Annotated in this window: 20 protein-coding genes; 5 read left to right on the top strand and 15 right to left on the bottom strand. The window is 44.0% G+C overall.

Features of this window, described 5'->3' with window-relative positions; translation table 11 throughout:
- Positions 1-21 precede the first annotated feature (21 nt).
- On the top strand, positions 22-753 hold the full coding sequence (gene aat / locus FTU03_RS09880; RefSeq protein ID WP_179992882.1) for a leucyl/phenylalanyl-tRNA--protein transferase: 732 nt from the start codon (positions 22-24) through the stop codon (positions 751-753).
- A 21-nt stretch (positions 754-774) separates the two neighbouring features.
- A complete protein-coding gene (locus tag FTU03_RS09875; protein ID WP_005234302.1) occupies positions 775-1,590 on the top strand; it encodes an arginyltransferase in 816 nt (271 codons plus the stop codon).
- A gap of 27 nt (positions 1,591-1,617) precedes the next feature.
- On the opposite strand, the gene rimI is transcribed toward FTU03_RS09875, so the two are convergent.
- From rimI to FTU03_RS09840, 7 genes are all read right to left on the bottom strand, one after another.
- Positions 1,618-2,076 (bottom strand): ribosomal protein S18-alanine N-acetyltransferase, encoded by a 459-nt coding sequence (rimI, locus tag FTU03_RS09870; RefSeq protein WP_179992881.1) that lies wholly within the window; start codon positions 2,074-2,076, stop codon positions 1,618-1,620.
- A gap of 113 nt (positions 2,077-2,189) precedes the next feature.
- Positions 2,190-3,071 (bottom strand): metal-dependent hydrolase, encoded by an 882-nt coding sequence (locus FTU03_RS09865; RefSeq protein ID WP_179992880.1) that lies wholly within the window; start codon positions 3,069-3,071, stop codon positions 2,190-2,192.
- Positions 3,072-3,305: 234 nt separating this feature from the next.
- Positions 3,306-4,496 (bottom strand): elongation factor Tu, encoded by a 1,191-nt coding sequence (gene tuf, locus FTU03_RS09860; protein WP_166139643.1) that lies wholly within the window; start codon positions 4,494-4,496, stop codon positions 3,306-3,308.
- A gap of 94 nt (positions 4,497-4,590) precedes the next feature.
- The gene (fusA, locus tag FTU03_RS09855) at positions 4,591-6,726 is read right to left on the bottom strand and encodes an elongation factor G (protein ID WP_159123545.1); all 2,136 of its coding nucleotides are present in this window, start codon (positions 6,724-6,726) and stop codon (positions 4,591-4,593) included.
- A 131-nt stretch (positions 6,727-6,857) separates the two neighbouring features.
- Positions 6,858-7,328, bottom strand: a complete 471-nt coding sequence (rpsG, locus tag FTU03_RS09850) for a 30S ribosomal protein S7 (RefSeq protein WP_004783282.1) — start codon at positions 7,326-7,328, stop codon at positions 6,858-6,860.
- A gap of 180 nt (positions 7,329-7,508) precedes the next feature.
- Complete coding sequence (gene rpsL, locus FTU03_RS09845) at positions 7,509-7,883, bottom strand: 30S ribosomal protein S12 (protein WP_004783283.1); 375 nt, start codon at positions 7,881-7,883, stop codon at positions 7,509-7,511.
- Positions 7,884-8,038: 155 nt separating this feature from the next.
- The gene (locus tag FTU03_RS09840) at positions 8,039-9,541 is read right to left on the bottom strand and encodes an EcsC family protein (RefSeq protein WP_125278763.1); all 1,503 of its coding nucleotides are present in this window, start codon (positions 9,539-9,541) and stop codon (positions 8,039-8,041) included.
- A 275-nt stretch (positions 9,542-9,816) separates the two neighbouring features.
- Here FTU03_RS09840 and FTU03_RS09835 point away from each other — a divergent pair, with 275 nt between their 5' ends.
- Positions 9,817-11,046 carry a beta-ketoacyl synthase N-terminal-like domain-containing protein gene (locus FTU03_RS09835; protein ID WP_005234293.1) on the top strand — a complete coding sequence of 410 codons (1,230 nt, stop codon included), beginning with the start codon at positions 9,817-9,819 and terminating at the stop codon, positions 11,044-11,046.
- Between the two features lie 23 nt (positions 11,047-11,069).
- Positions 11,070-11,522, top strand: a complete 453-nt coding sequence (locus FTU03_RS09830) for a CopD family protein (protein ID WP_179992879.1) — start codon at positions 11,070-11,072, stop codon at positions 11,520-11,522.
- A gap of 54 nt (positions 11,523-11,576) precedes the next feature.
- Here FTU03_RS09830 and FTU03_RS09825 read toward each other — a convergent pair whose 3' ends face one another.
- The 4 genes from FTU03_RS09825 to FTU03_RS09810 form a co-directional block, all read right to left on the bottom strand.
- Positions 11,577-13,016: an amino acid permease gene (locus tag FTU03_RS09825; protein ID WP_034701631.1), complete on the bottom strand. Its 1,440-nt coding sequence runs from the start codon at positions 13,014-13,016 to the stop codon at positions 11,577-11,579.
- A 152-nt stretch (positions 13,017-13,168) separates the two neighbouring features.
- The gene (locus FTU03_RS09820; RefSeq protein ID WP_034701622.1) at positions 13,169-13,531 is read right to left on the bottom strand and encodes a RidA family protein; all 363 of its coding nucleotides are present in this window, start codon (positions 13,529-13,531) and stop codon (positions 13,169-13,171) included.
- Positions 13,532-13,569: 38 nt separating this feature from the next.
- The gene (gene alr / locus FTU03_RS09815) at positions 13,570-14,682 is read right to left on the bottom strand and encodes an alanine racemase (RefSeq protein ID WP_179992878.1); all 1,113 of its coding nucleotides are present in this window, start codon (positions 14,680-14,682) and stop codon (positions 13,570-13,572) included.
- 35 nt (positions 14,683-14,717) lie between these two features.
- Complete coding sequence (locus FTU03_RS09810; protein ID WP_179992877.1) at positions 14,718-15,977, bottom strand: D-amino acid dehydrogenase; 1,260 nt, start codon at positions 15,975-15,977, stop codon at positions 14,718-14,720.
- A 140-nt stretch (positions 15,978-16,117) separates the two neighbouring features.
- Here FTU03_RS09810 and FTU03_RS09805 point away from each other — a divergent pair, with 140 nt between their 5' ends.
- A complete protein-coding gene (locus tag FTU03_RS09805) occupies positions 16,118-16,585 on the top strand; it encodes an Lrp/AsnC ligand binding domain-containing protein (protein ID WP_004783295.1) in 468 nt (155 codons plus the stop codon).
- 125 nt (positions 16,586-16,710) lie between these two features.
- Here FTU03_RS09805 and lysM read toward each other — a convergent pair whose 3' ends face one another.
- The 4 genes from lysM to fabD all read right to left on the bottom strand — a co-directional run bounded on the left by lysM (position 16,711) and on the right by fabD (position 19,443).
- A complete protein-coding gene (gene lysM, locus FTU03_RS09800) occupies positions 16,711-17,220 on the bottom strand; it encodes a peptidoglycan-binding protein LysM (protein ID WP_004783297.1) in 510 nt (169 codons plus the stop codon).
- A 182-nt stretch (positions 17,221-17,402) separates the two neighbouring features.
- Positions 17,403-17,639 carry an acyl carrier protein gene (gene acpP, locus FTU03_RS09795; RefSeq protein WP_004783299.1) on the bottom strand — a complete coding sequence of 79 codons (237 nt, stop codon included), beginning with the start codon at positions 17,637-17,639 and terminating at the stop codon, positions 17,403-17,405.
- 86 nt (positions 17,640-17,725) lie between these two features.
- Positions 17,726-18,460, bottom strand: a complete 735-nt coding sequence (gene fabG / locus FTU03_RS09790) for a 3-oxoacyl-ACP reductase FabG (protein WP_159123542.1) — start codon at positions 18,458-18,460, stop codon at positions 17,726-17,728.
- Complete coding sequence (fabD, locus tag FTU03_RS09785) at positions 18,457-19,443, bottom strand: ACP S-malonyltransferase (protein ID WP_179992876.1); 987 nt, start codon at positions 19,441-19,443, stop codon at positions 18,457-18,459. Before fabD ends, fabG begins: the two co-directional genes overlap by 4 nt.
- Positions 19,444-19,621 lie beyond the last annotated feature (178 nt).

The following is a 19,621-nucleotide window of genomic DNA, read 5'->3' as shown; positions in this document are numbered from 1 at the left end:
ATTTCAAGATCAGGGTTCTGCATGCATCTTCTTCCTCCTTCACAGTACATTTTCCCTAATCCTGAAGAAGCAGATCTTGAGGGTGAAGGCCTGATTTGTATCGGTGCAGACCTCTCCCCTTCTACTTTGTATGAGGCCTATACCCATGGTCTCTTCCCCTGGTTTTCTGAAGGTGATCCGATCTGCTGGTGGAGTCCGGAACCACGCTGTATTATTCGGCCAGAAGATTATCATCCAAGTAAATCCCTGCTTCGAAGCATGAAAAAACAGGATTATAAAATTACGGTGAATCATGCTTTTGAAAGAGTCATCCGTTCCTGCTCATTGCCTCGCGCTTATGCAGATGAGACCTGGATTAGTGAAGAGATCATTCAAGGTTATTGCGACCTGTTTAATGCGGGTTATGGTTATAGTATTGAGGTTTGGGATGAAGATCGCCTAGTAGGTGGACTCTATGGGGTGACTATCGGCAAGGGCTGTTTCGGTGAATCCATGTTTAGCACCCAGACCGATGTTTCTAAAATGGCTTTCTATGCCCTGATGCTGATTGGCGGAGAAAATCAGCTGCCCTGGATTGACTGTCAATTGGTGAATGATCACTTGATGAGTCTAGGTGCCTGTACAATTTCTCGCCATACATATCTTAAATCGTTACAAGATGTGATAAAACAGCCTGCGATCAATTGGAAAAAGTATCAAGACGGTGTATTTTCAAGTAAAACAATAGCGCAGTCTGCGCGATTAAGTGAATGAAAATAACAGAGGGCACTTGTTATGAACTCTTATCAACCACAGTCCCTACTGAACGATTTACAGTATTATATTACGCCGCCGCATGACTGTAGCTATCTGCCCAACAAGTCCGCGCGCATGGTTTTTCTTGATCCAGCGCACCGTATTGATGTAGTGACGCTGTCCGAGCTTTCTCGTACCGGTTTCCGTCGTAGTGGTGATTTTGTCTATCGGCCTGAATGCCACCTGTGCCGTCAATGTTTATCTTCACGTATTCCTGTTCATGAATTCCAAATGAACAGCTCGCAAAAAAAAGCCTGGAAACGTAATCAGGATTTGACGGTTAAAATTACCCATCCTGAACAGGCCACAGATATACATTACGCCCTCTATGAACGTTATATTAATGAACGTCATGCAGATGGTGATATGTATCCACCTAGCCGTGACCAGTTCGAAAAGTTTTTACTGCAAAGCTGTACCGATAGTTTCTTTCTGGAATTATGGAAAGATGACCGTCTCATCAGTGTATCGACTTGTGACCTGCTCGATGATGGCGTTTCAGCGGTGTATACTTTCTTTGATCCTGATGAGAACCGCCGTTCCCTTGGTGCCTTTGCGATTCTGAAACAGATTGAGCACACTCAAAAACTTGGCTTACAGTTTGTTTATCTGGGCTACTGGGTGCCACATTCAGCCAAAATGAACTACAAGTCTCAATACCTGCCACTTGAATTATTGATTGACGGGCAATGGCGCCGATTAAACCGCACCCTTACCCCTGTGGAGATTGAACATCTGGGAAACTCCTTGATGACGACCTTGCCTAGCGGATGGAATAATCCCATCATCAAGTAATTTAGTCGTCAAATAAGAGCTGGAATATTATTTAAACAGGCTGGCAAAATCATCAGTACAGGACTTCACCATAATAATGGCATGTTCCCGAGTGCCATTCGTATTCGGATAATAGTTCTTGCGCAGATCAATCTGATGAAAACCGGTTTTTTCATACAGTTTAATTGCAGCAGTATTGCTTTCCCGTACTTCCAGAAAGATTTGTACTGGACTATTTTTCAATAATGCAATTGAGGCATCTAGCAACTGATAACCTAAACCTTTGCCCTGTTGCGCAGGATCAATTGCCATCAGTAATAAATTGGCTTCATCCAACACCGGCTGTAAAATGCAGAACCCTACGACTTGCCCTGCTTGTTCAATCACAGTGCTTTGATAGGCAGTAACAGCATCTTCAAATTGTTTAAAGGTCCAGGGATGGGATTGTACTTTGGTTTCAATCTTGGCAACGGCTGGTACATCCGCAGCTTGCATCAAACGAATCATCTTCGTTCATCTTATCTAGAATTAACCTCCGCATTATAGAAACTTTATTTAAAAAATCGAGCAAAAAAAAGAGCAACTTAGGTTGCTCTTCAGTCTTTTAATCTAGTTTTAAATTAAAGGCCCAGTTTTTGTTTCCAGCTTTGTAATAAGCTATGGGTGTCATGATCATTTGGATGAAAACCAGGTTTAAAGTACATCAGCATTTCTTTACCCATACCGGTAATAATTCCTTTAGATGGGCTATAACCATAAGTATAGATTTCTTTTAAAGCTCCAAGACTTAACTGACGGTCTTCTTTCAATAAACGCAATACGAAGTAGCTTTGTACAAAGAATAGCGTGACCATCGCTGCAACCAGTGAAGTGGTACGCAGTAGATAAGATTTTAAACCTTTACCGAAAACACCTTCGAATACATCATAGGCCACGGCCTTATGTTCATTCTCTTCAATTGCATGCCAGAGCCACATGGTTTTCATGGTGTCATCTTTCATCAGTTCCTGAATATGCTGATTGGTCAGTAACTGAGATGCAATGGTCGCAGTAAAATGTTCTAGTGCAGTCGTCGCAGTGAGGTCGACCATTTCCTGGGTAATACCGACTGGCTTACCGACTGCCGCGAAGATTTTGTGTGCAGTTTGAATGACTCGGTCAGTATAACGATCTAGCGTATCAACATCATGGCCATGGCGTTGCGCTGAGGCATTAAAGCCAACATGTTCCTGGGTATGCATGGCTTCCTGACCAATAAAGACAGAAATTTCTTTTTGCAATGCTTCATTGTCTTTAATTGCTGGGTGCTGACGTACAGCGCGAACAGAATCAATAAAGAATTTTTCGCCTGCCGGGAATAGTGCAGAGAGTGCAGTCATAAAGTGAGTCAGTCCTGCTGAACCATTCATCCAGTATTCTGACACCTGATCAAAATCAAAACTCATACGACGTACCGGAAAACTTGCACCTGCACGGTTGGTAATTTTCACTTGAGCATTCATACACTTACTCCCATCAGTTCTATATAGAGCTGAAATCTAATTATTAAAATTCTTATAGTTATATTACTGCGTTGAATTTTTCACATAAGGGCAGATAAGGTCAGTGAAATATCACTTAAGGACAGCTTGTAAATATATTGTTAGACAATTTAAATATGCTTGAAAATGAGTAGGTTGAATTTACAGATATAAAAAAAGCGTCCCAAAGGGACGCTTTTTTCACACAATCAGCGATTATGCAGTTACTTTAGCAACTACACCAGCACCAACTGTACGACCACCCTCACGGATCGCAAAACGTAGACCTGGGTCCATTGCGATTGGGTGAATTAGTTCTACTGACATTTCTACGTTGTCACCAGGCATAACCATTTCAACGCCTTCTTTCAAAGAAATCGCGCCAGTTACGTCAGTTGTACGGAAGTAGAACTGTGGACGGTAACCGTTAAGGAATGGAGTGTGACGACCACCTTCGTCTTTAGAAAGTACGTATACTTCTGCATCGAATTTAGTGTGCGGTTTGATAGAACCTGGTTTAGCAAGTACTTGACCACGTTGTACGTCTTCACGTTTAGTACCACGAAGCAAGATACCACAGTTCTCACCAGCACGGCCTTCGTCAAGAAGTTTACGGAACATTTCAACGCCAGTTACAGTAGTCTTAACTGTATCTTTGATACCCACGATTTCAACTTCTTCACCAACTTTGATGATACCAGTTTCAACACGGCCAGTTACAACTGTACCACGGCCAGAAATTGAGAATACATCTTCGATTGGCATCAAGAATGCTTGGTCGATTGCACGTTCTGGTTCTGGGATGTAAGAGTCAAGCGCTTCAACAAGCGCAACTACTGCTGGCTCGCCGTATTGGCTGTCATCACCATTAAGTGCAAGAAGAGCAGAACCACGGATTACAGGAGTATCATCACCTGGGAAGTCGTAAGTAGAAAGAAGTTCACGAACTTCCATTTCAACCAGTTCAAGAAGCTCTTCGTCGTCTACAAGGTCGCATTTGTTCAAGAATACAACGATGTAAGGTACACCTACCTGACGAGAAAGCAGGATGTGTTCACGAGTTTGTGGCATTGGACCGTCAGTCGCAGCACATACAAGGATCGCGCCGTCCATCTGAGCAGCACCAGTAATCATGTTTTTAACATAATCGGCGTGGCCCGGGCAGTCTACGTGAGCGTAGTGACGAGTTGGAGAATCGTATTCTACGTGTGAAGTATTAATTGTAATACCACGTGCTTTTTCTTCTGGTGCAGAGTCGATTGCAGCGTAGTCTTTCGCTTCACCACCGAATTTTTTAGCACATACAGTTGCAATCGCAGCTGTTAAAGTTGTTTTACCATGGTCAACGTGACCGATTGTGCCCACGTTAACGTGTGGCTTATTACGTTCAAACTTAGCCTTAGCCATGTTCATCTTCCTTTGTAGATTACTCATGCAGTAAACCTGCATGAGTATTAGATTTTAACTATAAATTTAGTTAGGCAATATAGTAATCGAAAGATTACTCGTCGTCACCTTTTTTGCCGCCAGCTTGGAACTTAGCAATGATGCCTTCAGCCACGTTACGTGGAGTTTCAGCATATTTAGCAAATTCCATAGAGTAAGTCGCACGACCTTGAGACATAGAACGCATGTGAGTTGCGTAACCAAACATCTCAGAAAGTGGAACTTCAGCACGGATTGCTTTAGTACCGCCAGGAAGATCGTCCATACCTTGAACCATACCACGACGACGGTTTAAGTCACCCATGATATCGCCCATGTAGTCTTCTGGAGTTTCTACTTCAACTTTCATGATTGGTTCAAGAAGAACAGGATCTGCTTTCATGAAACCGTCACGGAAGGCATAAGAACCCGCCATTTTGAACGATAATTCGTCAGAGTCGACATCATGGTAAGAACCGTCGAACAATGTCGCTTTGATGCCAACTACTGGGTAACCAGCAAGGACACCATTCTTCATACGTTCTTGGATACCTTTGTCAACCGCACCGAAGAATTCTTTCGGTACTACACCGCCGACAACTTCTTCAGCGAACTCGTAGTCTTTACCAGATTCAGGGTCCATTGGCTCAAGACGTACGTATACGTGACCAAATTTACCTTTACCACCTGTTTGACGAACGAATTTACCTTCTTGTTCAACAGATTTTTTGATCGTTTCACGGTAAGCAACCATTGGTTTACCAATGTTTGCTTCAACGTTGAACTCACGTTTCATACGGTCAACGATGATGTCAAGGTGAAGCTCACCCATACCAGCAATAATTGTTTGACCAGATTCTTCGTCAGTACGTACGCGGAACGATGGATCTTCTTTCGCCAAACGACCTAAAGCAACTGACATTTTTTCTTGGTCAGCTTTAGTTTTAGGCTCAACTGCAAGTGCAATTACTGGCTCTGGGAATTCCATACGCTCTAGTGTAATTACGTGGTTTTCATCACATAATGTATCACCAGTCGTTGTATCTTTAAGACCTACACATGCCGCGATGTCGCCCGCACGAATTTCTTCGATGTCGTGACGGTCATTTGCGTGCATCTGTACGATACGGCCGATACGCTCACGTTTCATTTTCACTGGGTTATAAACCGGGCTACCCGCTTTAAGAACACCAGAGTAAACACGTACGAACGTTAAGTTACCAACGAATTTGTCGTTCATGATTTTGAACGCTAACGCAGCAAACGGTGCATCATCAGACGCTTCACGAGAACCTTCAGTTTCGTCTTTGTCGTCTAAGATACCTTTGATTGCTTCAACGTCAGTCGGCGCTGGAAGGAATTCAATTACTGCGTCCAACATACGTTGAACACCTTTGTTTTTGAACGCCGAACCACACATCATCGGTTGAATTTCGTTTGCAAGCGTACGCGTACGTAAACCAGCTACGATTTCTTCTTTCGTCAAATCACCTTCTTCAAGGTATTTGTCCATAAGCTCTTCAGATGCTTCCGCAGCTGCTTCAACCATGTTTGTACGCCATTCATTAGCAGTATCAACTAGGTCAGCTGGGATGTCGCCATATTCGAACTTCATACCTTGAGATGCTTCATCCCAGATAATCGCTTTCATTTCGATAAGGTCAACAACACCTTGGAAGTTTTCTTCAGCACCGATTGGAACAACGATTGGCACTGGGTTAGCACCCAAGCGAGTTTTCATTTGTTCAACCGCACGGAAGAAGTTCGCACCAGTACGGTCCATTTTGTTAACGAACGCAATACGTGGAACTTTATATTTGTTCGCTTGACGCCATACAGTTTCAGACTGAGGTTGTACACCACCTACAGCACAGTAAACCATACACGCACCGTCAAGAACACGCATAGAACGCTCAACTTCGATTGTGAAGTCAACGTGTCCTGGGGTGTCAATAACGTTAATACGGTGTTGTTCGAACTGGTTGCCCATACCTTTCCAGAAGCATGTTACAGCTGCTGAAGTAATGGTAATACCACGTTCTTGCTCTTGTTCCATCCAGTCCGTAGTTGCCGAACCTTCGTGAGTTTCACCTAGTTTGTGGCTCTCACCTGTGTAGAACAAAATACGTTCAGAAGTCGTTGTTTTACCAGCGTCAATGTGCGCTGAGATACCAATGTTACGGTAACGAGAAATTGGGGTTTGACGAGCCATGATTTCTTGCATTCCTAAATTTTGTTGTTTAAAACAGGACGCTTTAAGCTGCTGGGCAACTTAAAGCGATTCGATGACAAAACAGCGAAAACTGGCTCATCATCCTCCTGAATAGGGGCTGTTTTAACCGCTTAGAAGCGATAGTGAGAGAAGGCTTTGTTGGCTTCAGCCATACGGTGCACATCTTCACGTTTTTTAACCGCTGCGCCTTTACCTTCAGCTGCATCAAGCAACTCACCAGCAAGACGTAAAGCCATAGTTTTTTCAGAACGCTTAGCAGCAGCATCTACTAACCAACGCATAGCCAAGGCAGTACGACGGGATGGGCGCACTTCCATAGGTACCTGGTATGTAGCACCACCAACACGGCGTGCTTTTACTTCGACCATAGGACGAACTTTTTCAAGAGTAGTCTCGAAAAATTCAACTGGATCTACTTTAGATTTTTCTTGAACGCGGTCTAAAGCACCGTAAACGATACTTTCAGCAATAGATTTTTTACCATCTTGCATTACGTGGTTCATGAATTTAGCGATTGTTTGGCTGCTGAACTTAGGATCCGGAAGGATTTCACGAGCAGCGACTACGCGACGTCTTGGCATTTTAAAACTACCTATAAATATGACACTTCAGGTTAATCCAGCAGTAGCACAAAGTGTCGTGTGCATTCGCTGGCCTTACTACACGTCGCTTGAATTTTCACAAAATTAAATGCAGAAATCAGACAAGCGAGACGATAAAGGATTGCAGTTCTAGCGAACTAAGAGCTTAATCTCGAAAGATTATTTCTTAGGACGTTTAGTACCGTATTTAGAACGAGCTTGGTTACGATCTTTAACACCAGCACAGTCTAAAGAACCACGAACGGTATGGTAACGTACACCTGGTAAGTCTTTAACACGACCACCACGGATAAGAACAACACTGTGCTCTTGCAGGTTATGGCCTTCACCACCGATGTAGCTAGAAACTTCGAAACCTGAAGTTAAGCGAACACGGCAAACTTTACGCATTGCTGAGTTAGGTTTTTTAGGTGTAGTTGTGTAAACACGTGTACAAACACCACGGCGCTGTGGACAAGCCTTCAACGCAGGAACTTTAGATTTTTCAACTAAAGTCGTACGACCCTTACGGATCAACTGATTTGTTGTTGCCATGTGGCAATTCTCCCGTTAATAAAAAGCCCCAAAAAAATACTACTTTTTGAGGGCATGCAATTGTATGTCAAGATGCAAAATCGGTCAATATGCCGAAGTCAGGCAAAACACGATCGCATCTCGACTTTAAGCGTTTATTTTATGGCGAAAATCACTTATTTTTTCGATTTCGTGGCAGCATTTTTTGTAACATCTTCCGTAGTTTCCTCAGCTTGCGTTTGTTTGTCTGCAGTCTCGGAGTTTTCTGGATTATTTGTATCCGTCTCTTCTTCAGCGGCTGCCTGTAACATTTCTGTGTCATTTTCCTGCAAGCCGAGCTCTTCTTCTAGGGCTGCATCTGCATCAAAAGAATCTTTTGGAATAGCCGGTTTTTGTTCCTGTCTAGCGTCGGCATGTTCAACCAGTTTATCGGTCAATTCATCCAGACCTTCACTGACCTTTTCATCTTTTTTCACTTCAGCTTCTTCCGGGCTCAAGCTTTCCTGCTCTTTCTTAACCAGTTTGACTTGCTTGATGGTCTGATTACCTTCAATTGGGATTTCTTTATCCAGAATTGGCTTATCTTTATCAGCGGCTGAATGATCAAGATTTTCCATCAGCTTCGGGGTCGCCTGCTGGAGCAGGTCAACGGCTTTTTCATAGGCAGCATATGGCGACAAACCTAGATCCTGATGCTGCTGCAAATACTGACGAGCATGCGAGAATACTTCTTGAGCTTTCTGGTTCACATCATTCACAAAGCGATGGCTATAGACTGCACCAATCCCTGCACTTGCCAATGGAGTCAGTTTGGTTAGCTGCTCTAATAAAGACAGTTTCGGAAAATGGTTCATCCATTCCCACTTCATGCTGCCATCCTGATTACTGAGCCATTTTTTCAGTGTTTCTATATCATTGCTTGACCCGAGCATGGTCTGTAGCTGGGACAGGTCATGTGTCTTTAAGGTACTGCTCAGCGCTTTAAGCCCCATTAAGAGTGCTTGTTTTTCTGCAATCAGACTGAGATCAATTTGTCTAAAGATATGCTGTACGATTTCCTGATCATCTTCCTTGCTCAGATCAAAACCATAAGAACGTCCTACTTGATAGATGGTACGCAGTGCCATCAATAAAGAAGCCGGAATATCAATCGCAGTTCCCAATACCCCAGTGACGCCACTTACAGCACCTTGTACTGTCGCCATCCATTTATTTTGTTCGGCAAACGCCTGAGAAATGCGTTGTGAACGCGTAGTATCCTGAGTCAGTTCTTCCAGATCCTTCGCCCCTGCTTCATTCAGAATGGCATCAACCGAACTCATCTGGTTACTGAATTGATTCAGGTGATTATAAAAGTAGTCAGATACTTTGTCGGCCAGCTGGGGAGAAACAAAATGCGCGACATTATTCACAGTATTAAAACGACGGCCCAGCAGCTGACGGGAAACATTTGGAAGATGTTCGCGTAGCATGTCTTTAGGATTTTCATATTTTTTTGAAGCAAAAGGGCTTTTGACTTTTGCCGAGCCATCAACAGCATGATCGGTATTGAAGGTTTTAGTCACAGAATCTGGTGCAACATGATTTAACAGTTCCAAACCTGTTGAACTGAACTTTTTCGCCACTCCAAAGGCATTCGAAATCAGACCATTAGATTGTTTATTATTAGCATTTACCATTTTTTACCTCAGCATGCACGTGCTTGTATTTGGTATAAATACTAGGTGTAGTCAGCATTTATCTCAACCTTATTCTGTTTCATTTAGTAAAAGCTCTACACAGTACTTTATAAACTCAACCTACTGTCACACGGCATAACATTTGCCATAAGATTTCAAAAATCTTTCTGCTATGATGTTCTGCATTGTGAAATAGGGGTCAGCGCTATATTTTGCAGTCTTATCAACGCCAAATATCTCCCGCTGCCCCAGAGATAAACTATAAGGATCTGTAGATGAAACGTGTTGTCATCACTGGTATGGGTATTAACTCGTGCATTGGTAATACATTAGAGGATGTGAATCACTCTTTACAAAACGGGATTTCAGGAACACGTTTTAATCCGACTTATGCTGAACTGAATTTCAAAAGCCATGTGAGCGCTGCTGCTGAACAGGATTTTGATGGTATTGACCGTAAGCTGAAACGCTTTATGGGCGTGTGCGCGATGTATGCCTATAATGCTGCTGTGGCTGCTGTTGAGCATGCGGGTTTAAAGCAGGAAGATCTGGCGAATAATCCACGTTATGGTATTGCGGGTGGTTCAGGTGGCAACTCGACAGCTTCTGTAGTAGAAATGACAAAATTGCTGGAAGAAAAAGGCGCACGCAAAGTTGGTCCATTCTTCGTACCACGTAACATGTCGAATACCATTACAGCAAACGTCGGTGTGGCATTCAAATTACAAGGGATTGCCCACTCGATTACCAGCGCCTGCGCAACTTCTGCCGATGCCATTGGTTATGCTTATAACCTGATTCAATTAGGCAAACAGGATCTAATGCTTGCCGGTGGTGGCGAAGAAGATCACTGGTCTCAAAGCCTGCTGTTTGATGCGATGGGTGCACTGTGCTCTAAATACAACGACACACCTGAAACAGCTTCTCGTCCATATTCAGCAGACCGTGACGGTTTCGTGATTGCTGGTGGTGGCGGTTTTGTGGTGCTTGAGTCACTGGAACATGCTCAGGCACGTGGCGCGAATATTCTGGCTGAGGTTGTGGCTTATGCAGCTAACTCTGATGGTGCTGACATGGTTGCTCCATCTGGCGAAGGTGCAACACGTTGTATCCTGATGGCTCTAGAAGAAGCCAAACAGCATGGTGTAGATAAAATTGACTATGTGAATACACATGGTACTTCTACCCCAGCAGGTGATGTTACTGAACTTAAAGCTATGGCACGTGCCTTCGGTGAAGGTCAGGTTCCTCCACTCAGCTCGACTAAATCTATGACAGGTCACAGCCTGGGTGCTGCAGGTGTACAGGAAGCGATCTACTCTATCCTGATGATGCAAAATGACTTTATTGCACCAAACATCAATGTGACTGAACTGGATGAAGGCGCAAAACCATTTGATATCGTACTTGAAAAACGTGACGCAAAATTGAATACTGTGATGAGTAACAGTTTCGGTTTCGGCGGCGTAAATGCTTGTCTCGTTTTCAAAAAATGGGAAGGCTAAGCCGCCCATTTTAGGGTGACTTGATGGATGCTCCTTCTGATGCTTTCTTGTGGGTAAAAGCATTACATATTATTGCTGTGGTTTGCTGGTTTGCTGCATTGTTCTATCTGCCACGGCTTTATGTCTACCATGCCATGAGCGAAGATGTCGTAAGTCATCAACGCTTTGAAATTATGGAACGCAAGCTGTATCGCGGGATTATGTGGCCAGCTATGGTCGCCACGCTGATCACAGCACACTTTCTGGTCGATTGGGGTGATGCAACGCGTCATTACCATGAAGCCTTATGGTTCTATCTGAAAGTCGGCTTGGTTGGCTTGCTGGTCATTTACCATTTGGTATGTGGTTATTATCGTAAGAAACTGATGGGAAATGCCCATTACAAGTCACACAAGTTCTGGCGCTTCTTTAATGAAATGCCAACGCTGATTTTATTTGCTGTGGTGATTTTAGTGGTGGTAAAACCTACTTTCTAAAATTCCCTAAAATAAAAAATCCCCGATTGATCGGGGATTTTTTATGTCTGCACTTTATTCTCCGGAGAGAATTTGCTGACGTTTACGAAGACGTGGTTTATACAAAGTATGATAGGTAGTAAACAGAATCACCAACCACAGCGGACTAATCATCAGTGCCTTCATGGTATCTGCTTCCAGACTTAAAATAACTAAGGCAAAGAACAAGAAGATCAACACCAGATAGGACATCCAGATTCCGCCCGGCATCTTGAAGGTCGAAGTGGCATGTTTTTCAGGTTGCTGTTTACGGTAACGGATATAACACACCATAATCAGACCCCAGATACTGATAAACAGAATCACACAGAGTGAGCTGGCCAGCGTAAAGGCTTCCATCGTGTTCGGTACAAAGTACTGGAAAGCCGCACCTGCCATAATAAAGGCACAGGAAAATAACAGACCTTTAGCCGGAACTGCACGACTTGAAAGCTCAGCCAAAGCCTGAGGTGCCTGGCCATCACGTGCCAAACCAAACAGCATCCGGCTGGTAGAGAATACGCCACTGTTCATGGAAGACATCACAGAAGACAGCACCACCAGATTCATGATAATGGCTGACACCGGAATACCCGCATGCAGGAAAAGAGTCACAAAAGGACTTTGATCAGCAGGAATTTCTACCCATGGCGTTACAGACATAATCACCAGCAGAGACAATACATAGAACAGGATGATCCGTGTAGGAATCGCATTCACTGCTTTAGGCAAGTTCTTTTCCGGATCCTTGGTTTCAGCCGCCATCGTACCCAGCAGCTCTACACCTACGAAAGCAAACATCGCAATCTGGAAGCCAGCCAGAAAGCCCATTGTGCCCTTAGGGAACATACCATCATAGGCCCAGACATTGGTCAGGCTGGCAGCCGATCCACTTGGTGCCTGGAAGTCGCTGAAGATCATATATCCGCCAATCACAATCAGGCCCAGAATCGCCAGAATTTTAATCAGGGCGAACCAAAACTCGATTTCACCAAACAGCTTCACGGTCAGCAGGTTAATTCCCAATACCAGCAATACACAGCCCGCACTGATCATGGCCTGTCCCATGGGTGTAAAAGCCATATCGGGTGGCAGCCAGAAATTCAGATAATTGATAATTGCCGCTAAGTCGGCAATACCGACCAGAATCCAGCCCAGCCAGTACGACCAGCCAATATAATAGCCAGCCCCCGGACCAATCAGGTCATGCGCCATATCAATGAAGGATTTATAGTGCAAATTGGATAACAGGATTTCCCCTAATGCACGCATCAGGAAAAAGAACATGGCTCCAATAATCATGTAGATAAACAAGATTGAAGGCCCTGCCAGTGCAATCGTTTTACCAGAACCCATAAACAGGCCTGTACCAATGGCACCACCAATGGCAATTAACTGCAAATGGCGGTTAGAGAGCTTACGTTGTAATTCATGGGGAGATGATGATGCATCATCTTTAGAAGAGGCTGTATTCATATTCGGTTCCTTTTTCACATCAAGCCTTCGCTTATCTGATCGGATTTCTTCCTGAAATCCTGATTGCAGATGCAGTTTCATTTAATGGATTAAATGATCAGGCCTGATATGCTTACAAAATCAAGTTGGGAGATATAAAAATCTGAAGCAACTTAAGGGAGTGCTGCAATCACTGCAATTTCAATTAACCAGGCGGGATTTACCAGATCCGCCTGAATGGTTGCGCGTGCTGGTGTGCCACATCCCTCGAGCCATTCAATCCAGAGTGCATTGACGGTTTGAAAGTCTTCCAGGTTTTTAACAAAGAGCTGTGCAGATAACAGACGGCTTTTGTCTGTACCTGCCAGTTTAAGGAGTTGATCAATCTTCATGAGCACTTCCCGCGTTTGACCACGAATATCCAGACTGCTGCTGTCTGGCACCTGCCCTGATAAATACACCGTTTTATTGTGAATGGTGACAGCACTCATGACCTGATTGCTGTTCAAACGCTGAATATCTGCATGTTCCGTCATAATTTTATCCTCTCTTATTTCTAATATTTGTTTAATCTTTAGCTTTCAATCTGCACGGGCACACGTTGAGTAATGGCACACATCAGCTCATAGCCAACCGTACCCGAACCCGCGGCCACTTCATCAATCGGCAATACTGTGCCGTGTATGGATTGTCCCCACAGCACAACTTCGCTACCAATCTGCGCATCAGGTACAGAACCTAGATCAACCGCCAGCATATCCATACTGACGCGACCGACCGTTTGGGTTCGAATCCCATCTACCAAAACTGGTGTTCCAGTTTGTGTGATTCGCTGATAACCATCCGCATAACCACAGGCCACAATTCCAATCTGCATATCTTGCTCAACTATAAAAGTAGAGCCATAACCAATGCTGCCTCCTGCCCAAACCTGCTGAATCGCGATCAGTTCGCTACGCAGACTCATGGTCGGCTTTAAGTTCCAGTGATCAATCGTATGGGCGGGATAGTCAGGTGAGCTGCCGTAAAGCATGATGCCGCTACGTACAATGTCTGACTGTATATGCTGATGATGACGCAGAATGGCAGCACTATTGCTGAGTGAAGTTTTGCCCGGCAGATTTTGAATGGTTTCGGTAAAGACCAGCTGTTGATGTTCAATACCTTCCTGTCCAAGGCGCATGCCATCCGCATCGGAAAAATGTGTCATATGACTGATGGAGCATACTTGCTTAATATTTTTTAATTCCTGAAAAGCGACACGATACTGCTCAGGTAAAAAACCCAGTCGGTTCATTCCGCTATTCATTTTTAAAAAGACATCAAACTGTACGTCTGGTTGTAAGTCGACAAAGGTTTTTAACCATTCCAGTTGATGCTGGGCATGAATTGCAAAACTTATCCCGTACTTGGCGCAGTCGAATAAATCTTCAAGGCCAAAAATGCCTTCCAGTAACAATAAGGGTTTGTCACAGCCTAAGGCACGCAAACGCTTTCCTTCAGTAAGATCCAGAAAGGCAAAACCATCAGCACTTTTTAATGCGGGATAAACCCGCTCAATACCGTGCCCATAGGCATCAGCTTTAACCACTGCAAAGACCTGGCTTTGAGGTGCGCAGGAACGTGCAACTTGCAGGTTATGTTGCAATGCCTGTTGATGAATCACCGCGTGTATTGGACGTGGCATAAATTTCTTCCCTGAAACTGATAATCCTTCAAAGCTTAAGCAACCTGCTGATAACGATTCAGCGACAAGCCTTCAGTGCTAATCTCAGGTGCTTGACCCAGTACCAGATCACTGATCAGCTTTCCTGAGCCACATGCCATGGTCCAGCCTAGCGTACCGTGTCCAGTATTCAGGAACAGGTTATTAAAGCGTGTTGGTCCAATGATTGGCGTACTATCCGGGGTCATTGGACGTAAGCCGGTCCAGAAACTGGCCTGCGCCATGTCACCACCCGGGAACAGGTCACGAGTGACCATTTCCAAGGTTGCACGGCGATCCTCATTCAGGCCCAAATTAAAGCCTGTTAGCTCTGCCATACCACCGACACGGATGCGCTGATCAAAACGAGTCAATGCAATCTTGTAAGTTTCATCCAGCACAGTCGATTGCGGTGCATGAGTCTGATCCACAATTGGAATGGTCAATGAATAACCTTTGACTGGATATACCGGCAGATCCAGGTGTAACGGCTTCAGGAAATCACGGGAATAGCTGCCGAAAGCCAGTACATATTTATCTGCAGTCAATACCTGACCGTTGACCAGTACACCTTTAATCTGGTCATCTTCAAACAGCAGTTTTTCAACATGCTGGTTAAACTTGAACTGTACGCCCATGCCTTTGGCATAATTGGCCAGCGCATTGGTGAACAGGTAGCAATCACCAGTTTCATCATTTGGCAGATGCAAACCACCTACCAGTTTATCTTTGGCTTCAGTCAGTGCCGGTTCAACTTTGGCTAGCTGTTCACGATCCAGCAATTCAAAATCCACGCCGGTTTCTTTCAGCACTTCAATATCACGTTGCACTGCATCGAGCTGTGCTTCCTTACGGAAAATCTGCAACGTTCCTTTAGAACGATTTTCATAAGAGATGCCGATATCACGACGTAGATTACGTAAACAGTCACGGCTATATTCAGCGACCCGCACCATACGTTCTTTATTCACCGCATAATGCTGAGCATTACAGTTTTTCAGCATTTGGGCCATCCACTGTAACTGCCACAGACTACCATCGACATTAATCGCCAATGGTGCATGATGCTGAAACATCCACTTCACTGCTTTAAATGGAATGCCAGGTGCTGCCCACGGTGTCGAATAACCAGGAGAAATCTGGCCTGCATTACCAAAACTGGTTTCTTCAGCTGGACCTGCCTGACGGTCAAGGACAGTCACTTCTGCTCCCTGCTGCGCAAGATAGTAGGCACTTGTTACACCAATGACACCACCACCTAATACAATTACGCGCATGACATTACCCTCAATGACATTTATAGTTTATTTCACCAGTATATTTTTGGATCAATAGTGAATTTCACTGTTTTAAACTGATATATTCAGCAAATTCACTAGATTTTTCGCGTCATTTTTAAAAATTAAGGGAATAATAGATGCGTAAATTAGACCGCATTGATCGCATGATTTTAGATATCCTGCAGCGCGATGGACGCATTGCCATTAGTGAACTTGCCTCCCGAGTCAACCTCTCCACCACACCTTGTTCCGAGCGGGTCAAGCGACTGGAACGGGATGGGATCATCATGGGTTACCATGCCCGGCTCAATCCGGAAAAGCTGGAAAAGAACCTATTAGTGTTTCTGGAAATCAAACTTTCTGCCAAATCCGGTGATGTATTTGAACAGGTCGCGCGTGACTTAAGCGAAATTCCTGAAGTGCTGGAATGTCATCTGATCTCGGGAGATTTTGATTACCTGGTGAAAGCCCGCCTAAAGGAAATGAGTGCTTACCGGCGTCTGCTTGGGGATTTATTAAAAAAGCTCCCCTCTTCTGCTTCCTCACATAGTTATGTGGTGATGGAAGAAGTAAAGGAAAGTTCATATCTGGATGTAGGAATCTAATTCTGACAAGGGTTCAAGTGGTAGATACAACAAAACCCCATAAGGGGCTTTGTTGTGAACCGTTTATCTGAATTAGATAAGTTTAAAATAAAATTTTATTAATTTATATTGATGATTATCTAAAACTAGGCAGGAATACGTAGTACCTGACCCGGGAAAATATCATCCGCATTTTTCAGTAAAGGGCGATTTGCCTCGAAAATCTTGTTGTACTGGTTGGCATCACCATAAAATTCTTTCGAAATTTTAGATAAGGTATCACCTGATTTAACCGTATAGAACTTGCTTTCAGGTTCCGGATTCGCTACAGTCAGCTGGTCATCCACTTTAGCGACATGATCAACATTTCCTACTGCTAAAATAATCTTTTCACGATCCGCCTGACTTTGTACCTGTCCGCGTACGGTTGCCAGATCTGAGGTTGAGTTATAGCTGATCGACAATCCTGTAATTGGCAGTCCTAGGCTTTTAACATGGCCTAATAATTTGTTCGCTATTTCCTGTGCAGAAGGTTCAGCCGATGCTGCTTTAGGTGCAGCGGCAGGTGCCTGTTGAGTTGCTGCCGGTGTTTGTTGTGGCTCCGCAGCTGCAGTGTTCTTTTTACCAATGCCTTTTACAAAATCAAAAAGACCCATAGTGGACTCCATTCTTGTTATTCATCAGATCATTCTTATTTGTACAAGGAAAGCAGCAGATACAAAGTTAGTCATTGGTAAGCAAAAGGTTATCGATTGTAAAATCACCCTATATCTATTCTACAGGCACAAAAAAACCACCTTGCGGTGGTCTTTAGCTTCAGCAAAGCTGAAAATCAGCATTAACCAAGTTTTTTAGTAACATAGTCAATAGCAGATTGAACAGTTGTGATTTCGTTAGAATCTTCATCAGGAATAGTGATGTCGAAGTCATTTTCGAAAGACATAACAAGTTCAACCAGGTCTAGAGAGTCAGCACCTAAGTCATCCATGAAAGATGCTTCGTTTTTAATCTCTTCGACTTTGATACCAAGTTGTTCTGCAACCGCTTGTTTAACGCGTTGTTCGATATCGCTCACAGGAATTCTCCTCATTGCTTGTGGCGTTTTTAATGCCGTTAGTTTAATTGAATCTATAAAATTTGGAAAGTTAATACATGTGCCGTTTAGCTCATGTATAAACCACCATTAACGTGAATGACTGTACCTGTAATGTAACTGGCTTTGTCCGATGCCAGGAAACTTACGGCATTCGCGATATCTTGTGGATCACCTAAACGGTTTAAAGCCACTTGATCACTCATTTTTTTGCGAATTTCTTCACTTAACTGTTCAGTCATTTCAGTTGCGATAAAGCCAGGTGCAACAGCATTGACTGTAATCTGACGACTACCCATTTCTTTAGCCAGACTGCGACCAAACGCCTCAATACCTGCTTTGGCAGCTGAATAGTTCGCCTGACCTGGGTTAGCAAAATGCGCCACCACAGAACTGATATTAATGATACGGCCGAAACGTGCCTTAGTCATACCTTTCAGCACACGTTTAGATAAACGATAAACGGCTTTCAGATGAATGTTTAAAATATCATCCCAGTCGTCTTCCGACATACGCAATAACAGATTGTCTTTGGTAATACCGGCATTATTCACCAGTACCAGCACAGGACCATAGTTTTGCTCAATATCGCTGACCAGTGCATCAATCGCAGCACCATCACGTACATCTAAAACTTTACCGGCACCATGTTCAGCAAATTGTACGTTAAGTTTCTCTGCACCCGCTTCAGAAGTTGCAGTACCTACGACAAAATAACCGTCTTGAATTAATTGTTGTGCAATTGCAGCACCAATGCCGCGGCTTGCACCTGTCACCAAGGCAACTTTACGTTCCTGTGTCATGCAATTTTCCCTTCTGCCACCAATACGGTGTTAAGCGCATCTTCCAGACGAGATTGAGTATCTAATGGAAGTGCTTTTTCGATATTTGGTAAACGTTTTGCCATATTGGCCAGTACATTACCTGGGCCACATTCTACAATGTACTCAACGCCTTCATCTTGAAGGAATTGTAGTGTTTTAGTCCATTGTACTGACTCATACAGCTGCTCAGTCAAAGCCTGACGAAGCTCACTCACGTCCGCAGCTGCTTTTGCGCCTACATTTTGTAATACAGGTATGCGTGGCATCTCAATGGCAGTTTGTTCCAAAGCTGTTGCGAACTGCTCAGCGGCAGGTTTCATCAGTGAACAATGTGAAGGAACTGAAACTGGCAGTGCAATCGCTTTACCGCCATTTTCTTTCGCCAGTGCCATCACGGCTTCTACACGTTCTTTATTACCGGCAACTACGACTTGCCCCTGAGCATTATAGTTGGCTGCTTCAACTGAACCTTCGCCTGCTGCTGTTGCTTGTGCACAAAGCTCAATCACTTTGGCATCATCCAGACCCAGAATCGCCGCCATTGCACCTACGCCTTGAGGTACAGCAGTTTGCATCAACTTACCACGCAGGTTCACCAGCTTGACTGCATCACCCAGACTTAAAGCATCCGCTGCAACTAACGCGCTGTATTCACCGAGTGAATGGCCCGCCATATATTTTGGTGCCACTCCACCCAGTTCTAACCATACACGCCATAAAGCGATTGATGCTGTTAATAGTACCGGTTGAGTAAATTCGGTTTGATCCAGACCTTCACCCGTCTGTGCAATCTGCCACAGATCAAAACCCACCGCTTCAGATGCTTCAGCAAATGTATCGCGGATACCACTAAACTGTTCTGCAAGTTCAGCGAGCATGCCGACTTTTTGTGAACCCTGACCTGGGAACACAAATGCAGTTTTAGTTGCTTGAGCTGCTTGTTCGAGTTGTTTAGCAGACATAAATAAAATCCTTTCATTCAAGAGGTGCGAATCTTTTCTTAGACCTAAAAATTGGCCGATCAGATCACCTTACCCATTGTGGAGCGCAATTTAACACGTAATTTTGGCTTGGGTAATTGCCAAATACAACAAAAACCGCGACTTCACATGATGACCGCAAAACCTGTGCATAAAATCA

Source organism: Acinetobacter sp. YH12046, assembly GCF_013419905.1.
GTDB lineage: Bacteria > Pseudomonadota > Gammaproteobacteria > Pseudomonadales > Moraxellaceae > Acinetobacter.
This window is presented reverse-complemented; position numbering and strand designations above follow the sequence as displayed.

Coding starts and splice junctions, on each gene's coding strand:
- FTU03_RS09805 (WP_004783295.1), top strand. CDS start 16,118: ATGCGTAAATTAGACCGCATTGATCGCATGATTTTAGATATCCTGCAG.
- FTU03_RS09840 (WP_125278763.1), bottom strand. CDS start 9,541: ATGGTAAATGCTAATAATAAACAATCTAATGGTCTGATTTCGAATGCC.
- fabG (WP_159123542.1), bottom strand. CDS start 18,460: ATGACACAGGAACGTAAAGTTGCCTTGGTGACAGGTGCAAGCCGCGGC.
- fabD (WP_179992876.1), bottom strand. CDS start 19,443: ATGTCTGCTAAACAACTCGAACAAGCAGCTCAAGCAACTAAAACTGCA.
- FTU03_RS09865 (WP_179992880.1), bottom strand. CDS start 3,071: ATGAATGCTCAAGTGAAAATTACCAACCGTGCAGGTGCAAGTTTTCCG.
- FTU03_RS09835 (WP_005234293.1), top strand. CDS start 9,817: ATGAAACGTGTTGTCATCACTGGTATGGGTATTAACTCGTGCATTGGT.
- rpsL (WP_004783283.1), bottom strand. CDS start 7,883: ATGGCAACAACAAATCAGTTGATCCGTAAGGGTCGTACGACTTTAGTT.
- FTU03_RS09875 (WP_005234302.1), top strand. CDS start 775: ATGAACTCTTATCAACCACAGTCCCTACTGAACGATTTACAGTATTAT.
- fusA (WP_159123545.1), bottom strand. CDS start 6,726: ATGGCTCGTCAAACCCCAATTTCTCGTTACCGTAACATTGGTATCTCA.
- alr (WP_179992878.1), bottom strand. CDS start 14,682: ATGCCACGTCCAATACACGCGGTGATTCATCAACAGGCATTGCAACAT.
- FTU03_RS09810 (WP_179992877.1), bottom strand. CDS start 15,977: ATGCGCGTAATTGTATTAGGTGGTGGTGTCATTGGTGTAACAAGTGCC.
- tuf (WP_166139643.1), bottom strand. CDS start 4,496: ATGGCTAAGGCTAAGTTTGAACGTAATAAGCCACACGTTAACGTGGGC.
- FTU03_RS09825 (WP_034701631.1), bottom strand. CDS start 13,016: ATGAATACAGCCTCTTCTAAAGATGATGCATCATCATCTCCCCATGAA.
- aat (WP_179992882.1), top strand. CDS start 22: ATGCATCTTCTTCCTCCTTCACAGTACATTTTCCCTAATCCTGAAGAA.
- rimI (WP_179992881.1), bottom strand. CDS start 2,076: ATGATTCGTTTGATGCAAGCTGCGGATGTACCAGCCGTTGCCAAGATT.
- rpsG (WP_004783282.1), bottom strand. CDS start 7,328: ATGCCAAGACGTCGCGTAGTCGCTGCTCGTGAAATCCTTCCGGATCCT.
- lysM (WP_004783297.1), bottom strand. CDS start 17,220: ATGGGTCTTTTTGATTTTGTAAAAGGCATTGGTAAAAAGAACACTGCA.
- FTU03_RS09820 (WP_034701622.1), bottom strand. CDS start 13,531: ATGACGGAACATGCAGATATTCAGCGTTTGAACAGCAATCAGGTCATG.
- FTU03_RS09830 (WP_179992879.1), top strand. CDS start 11,070: ATGGATGCTCCTTCTGATGCTTTCTTGTGGGTAAAAGCATTACATATT.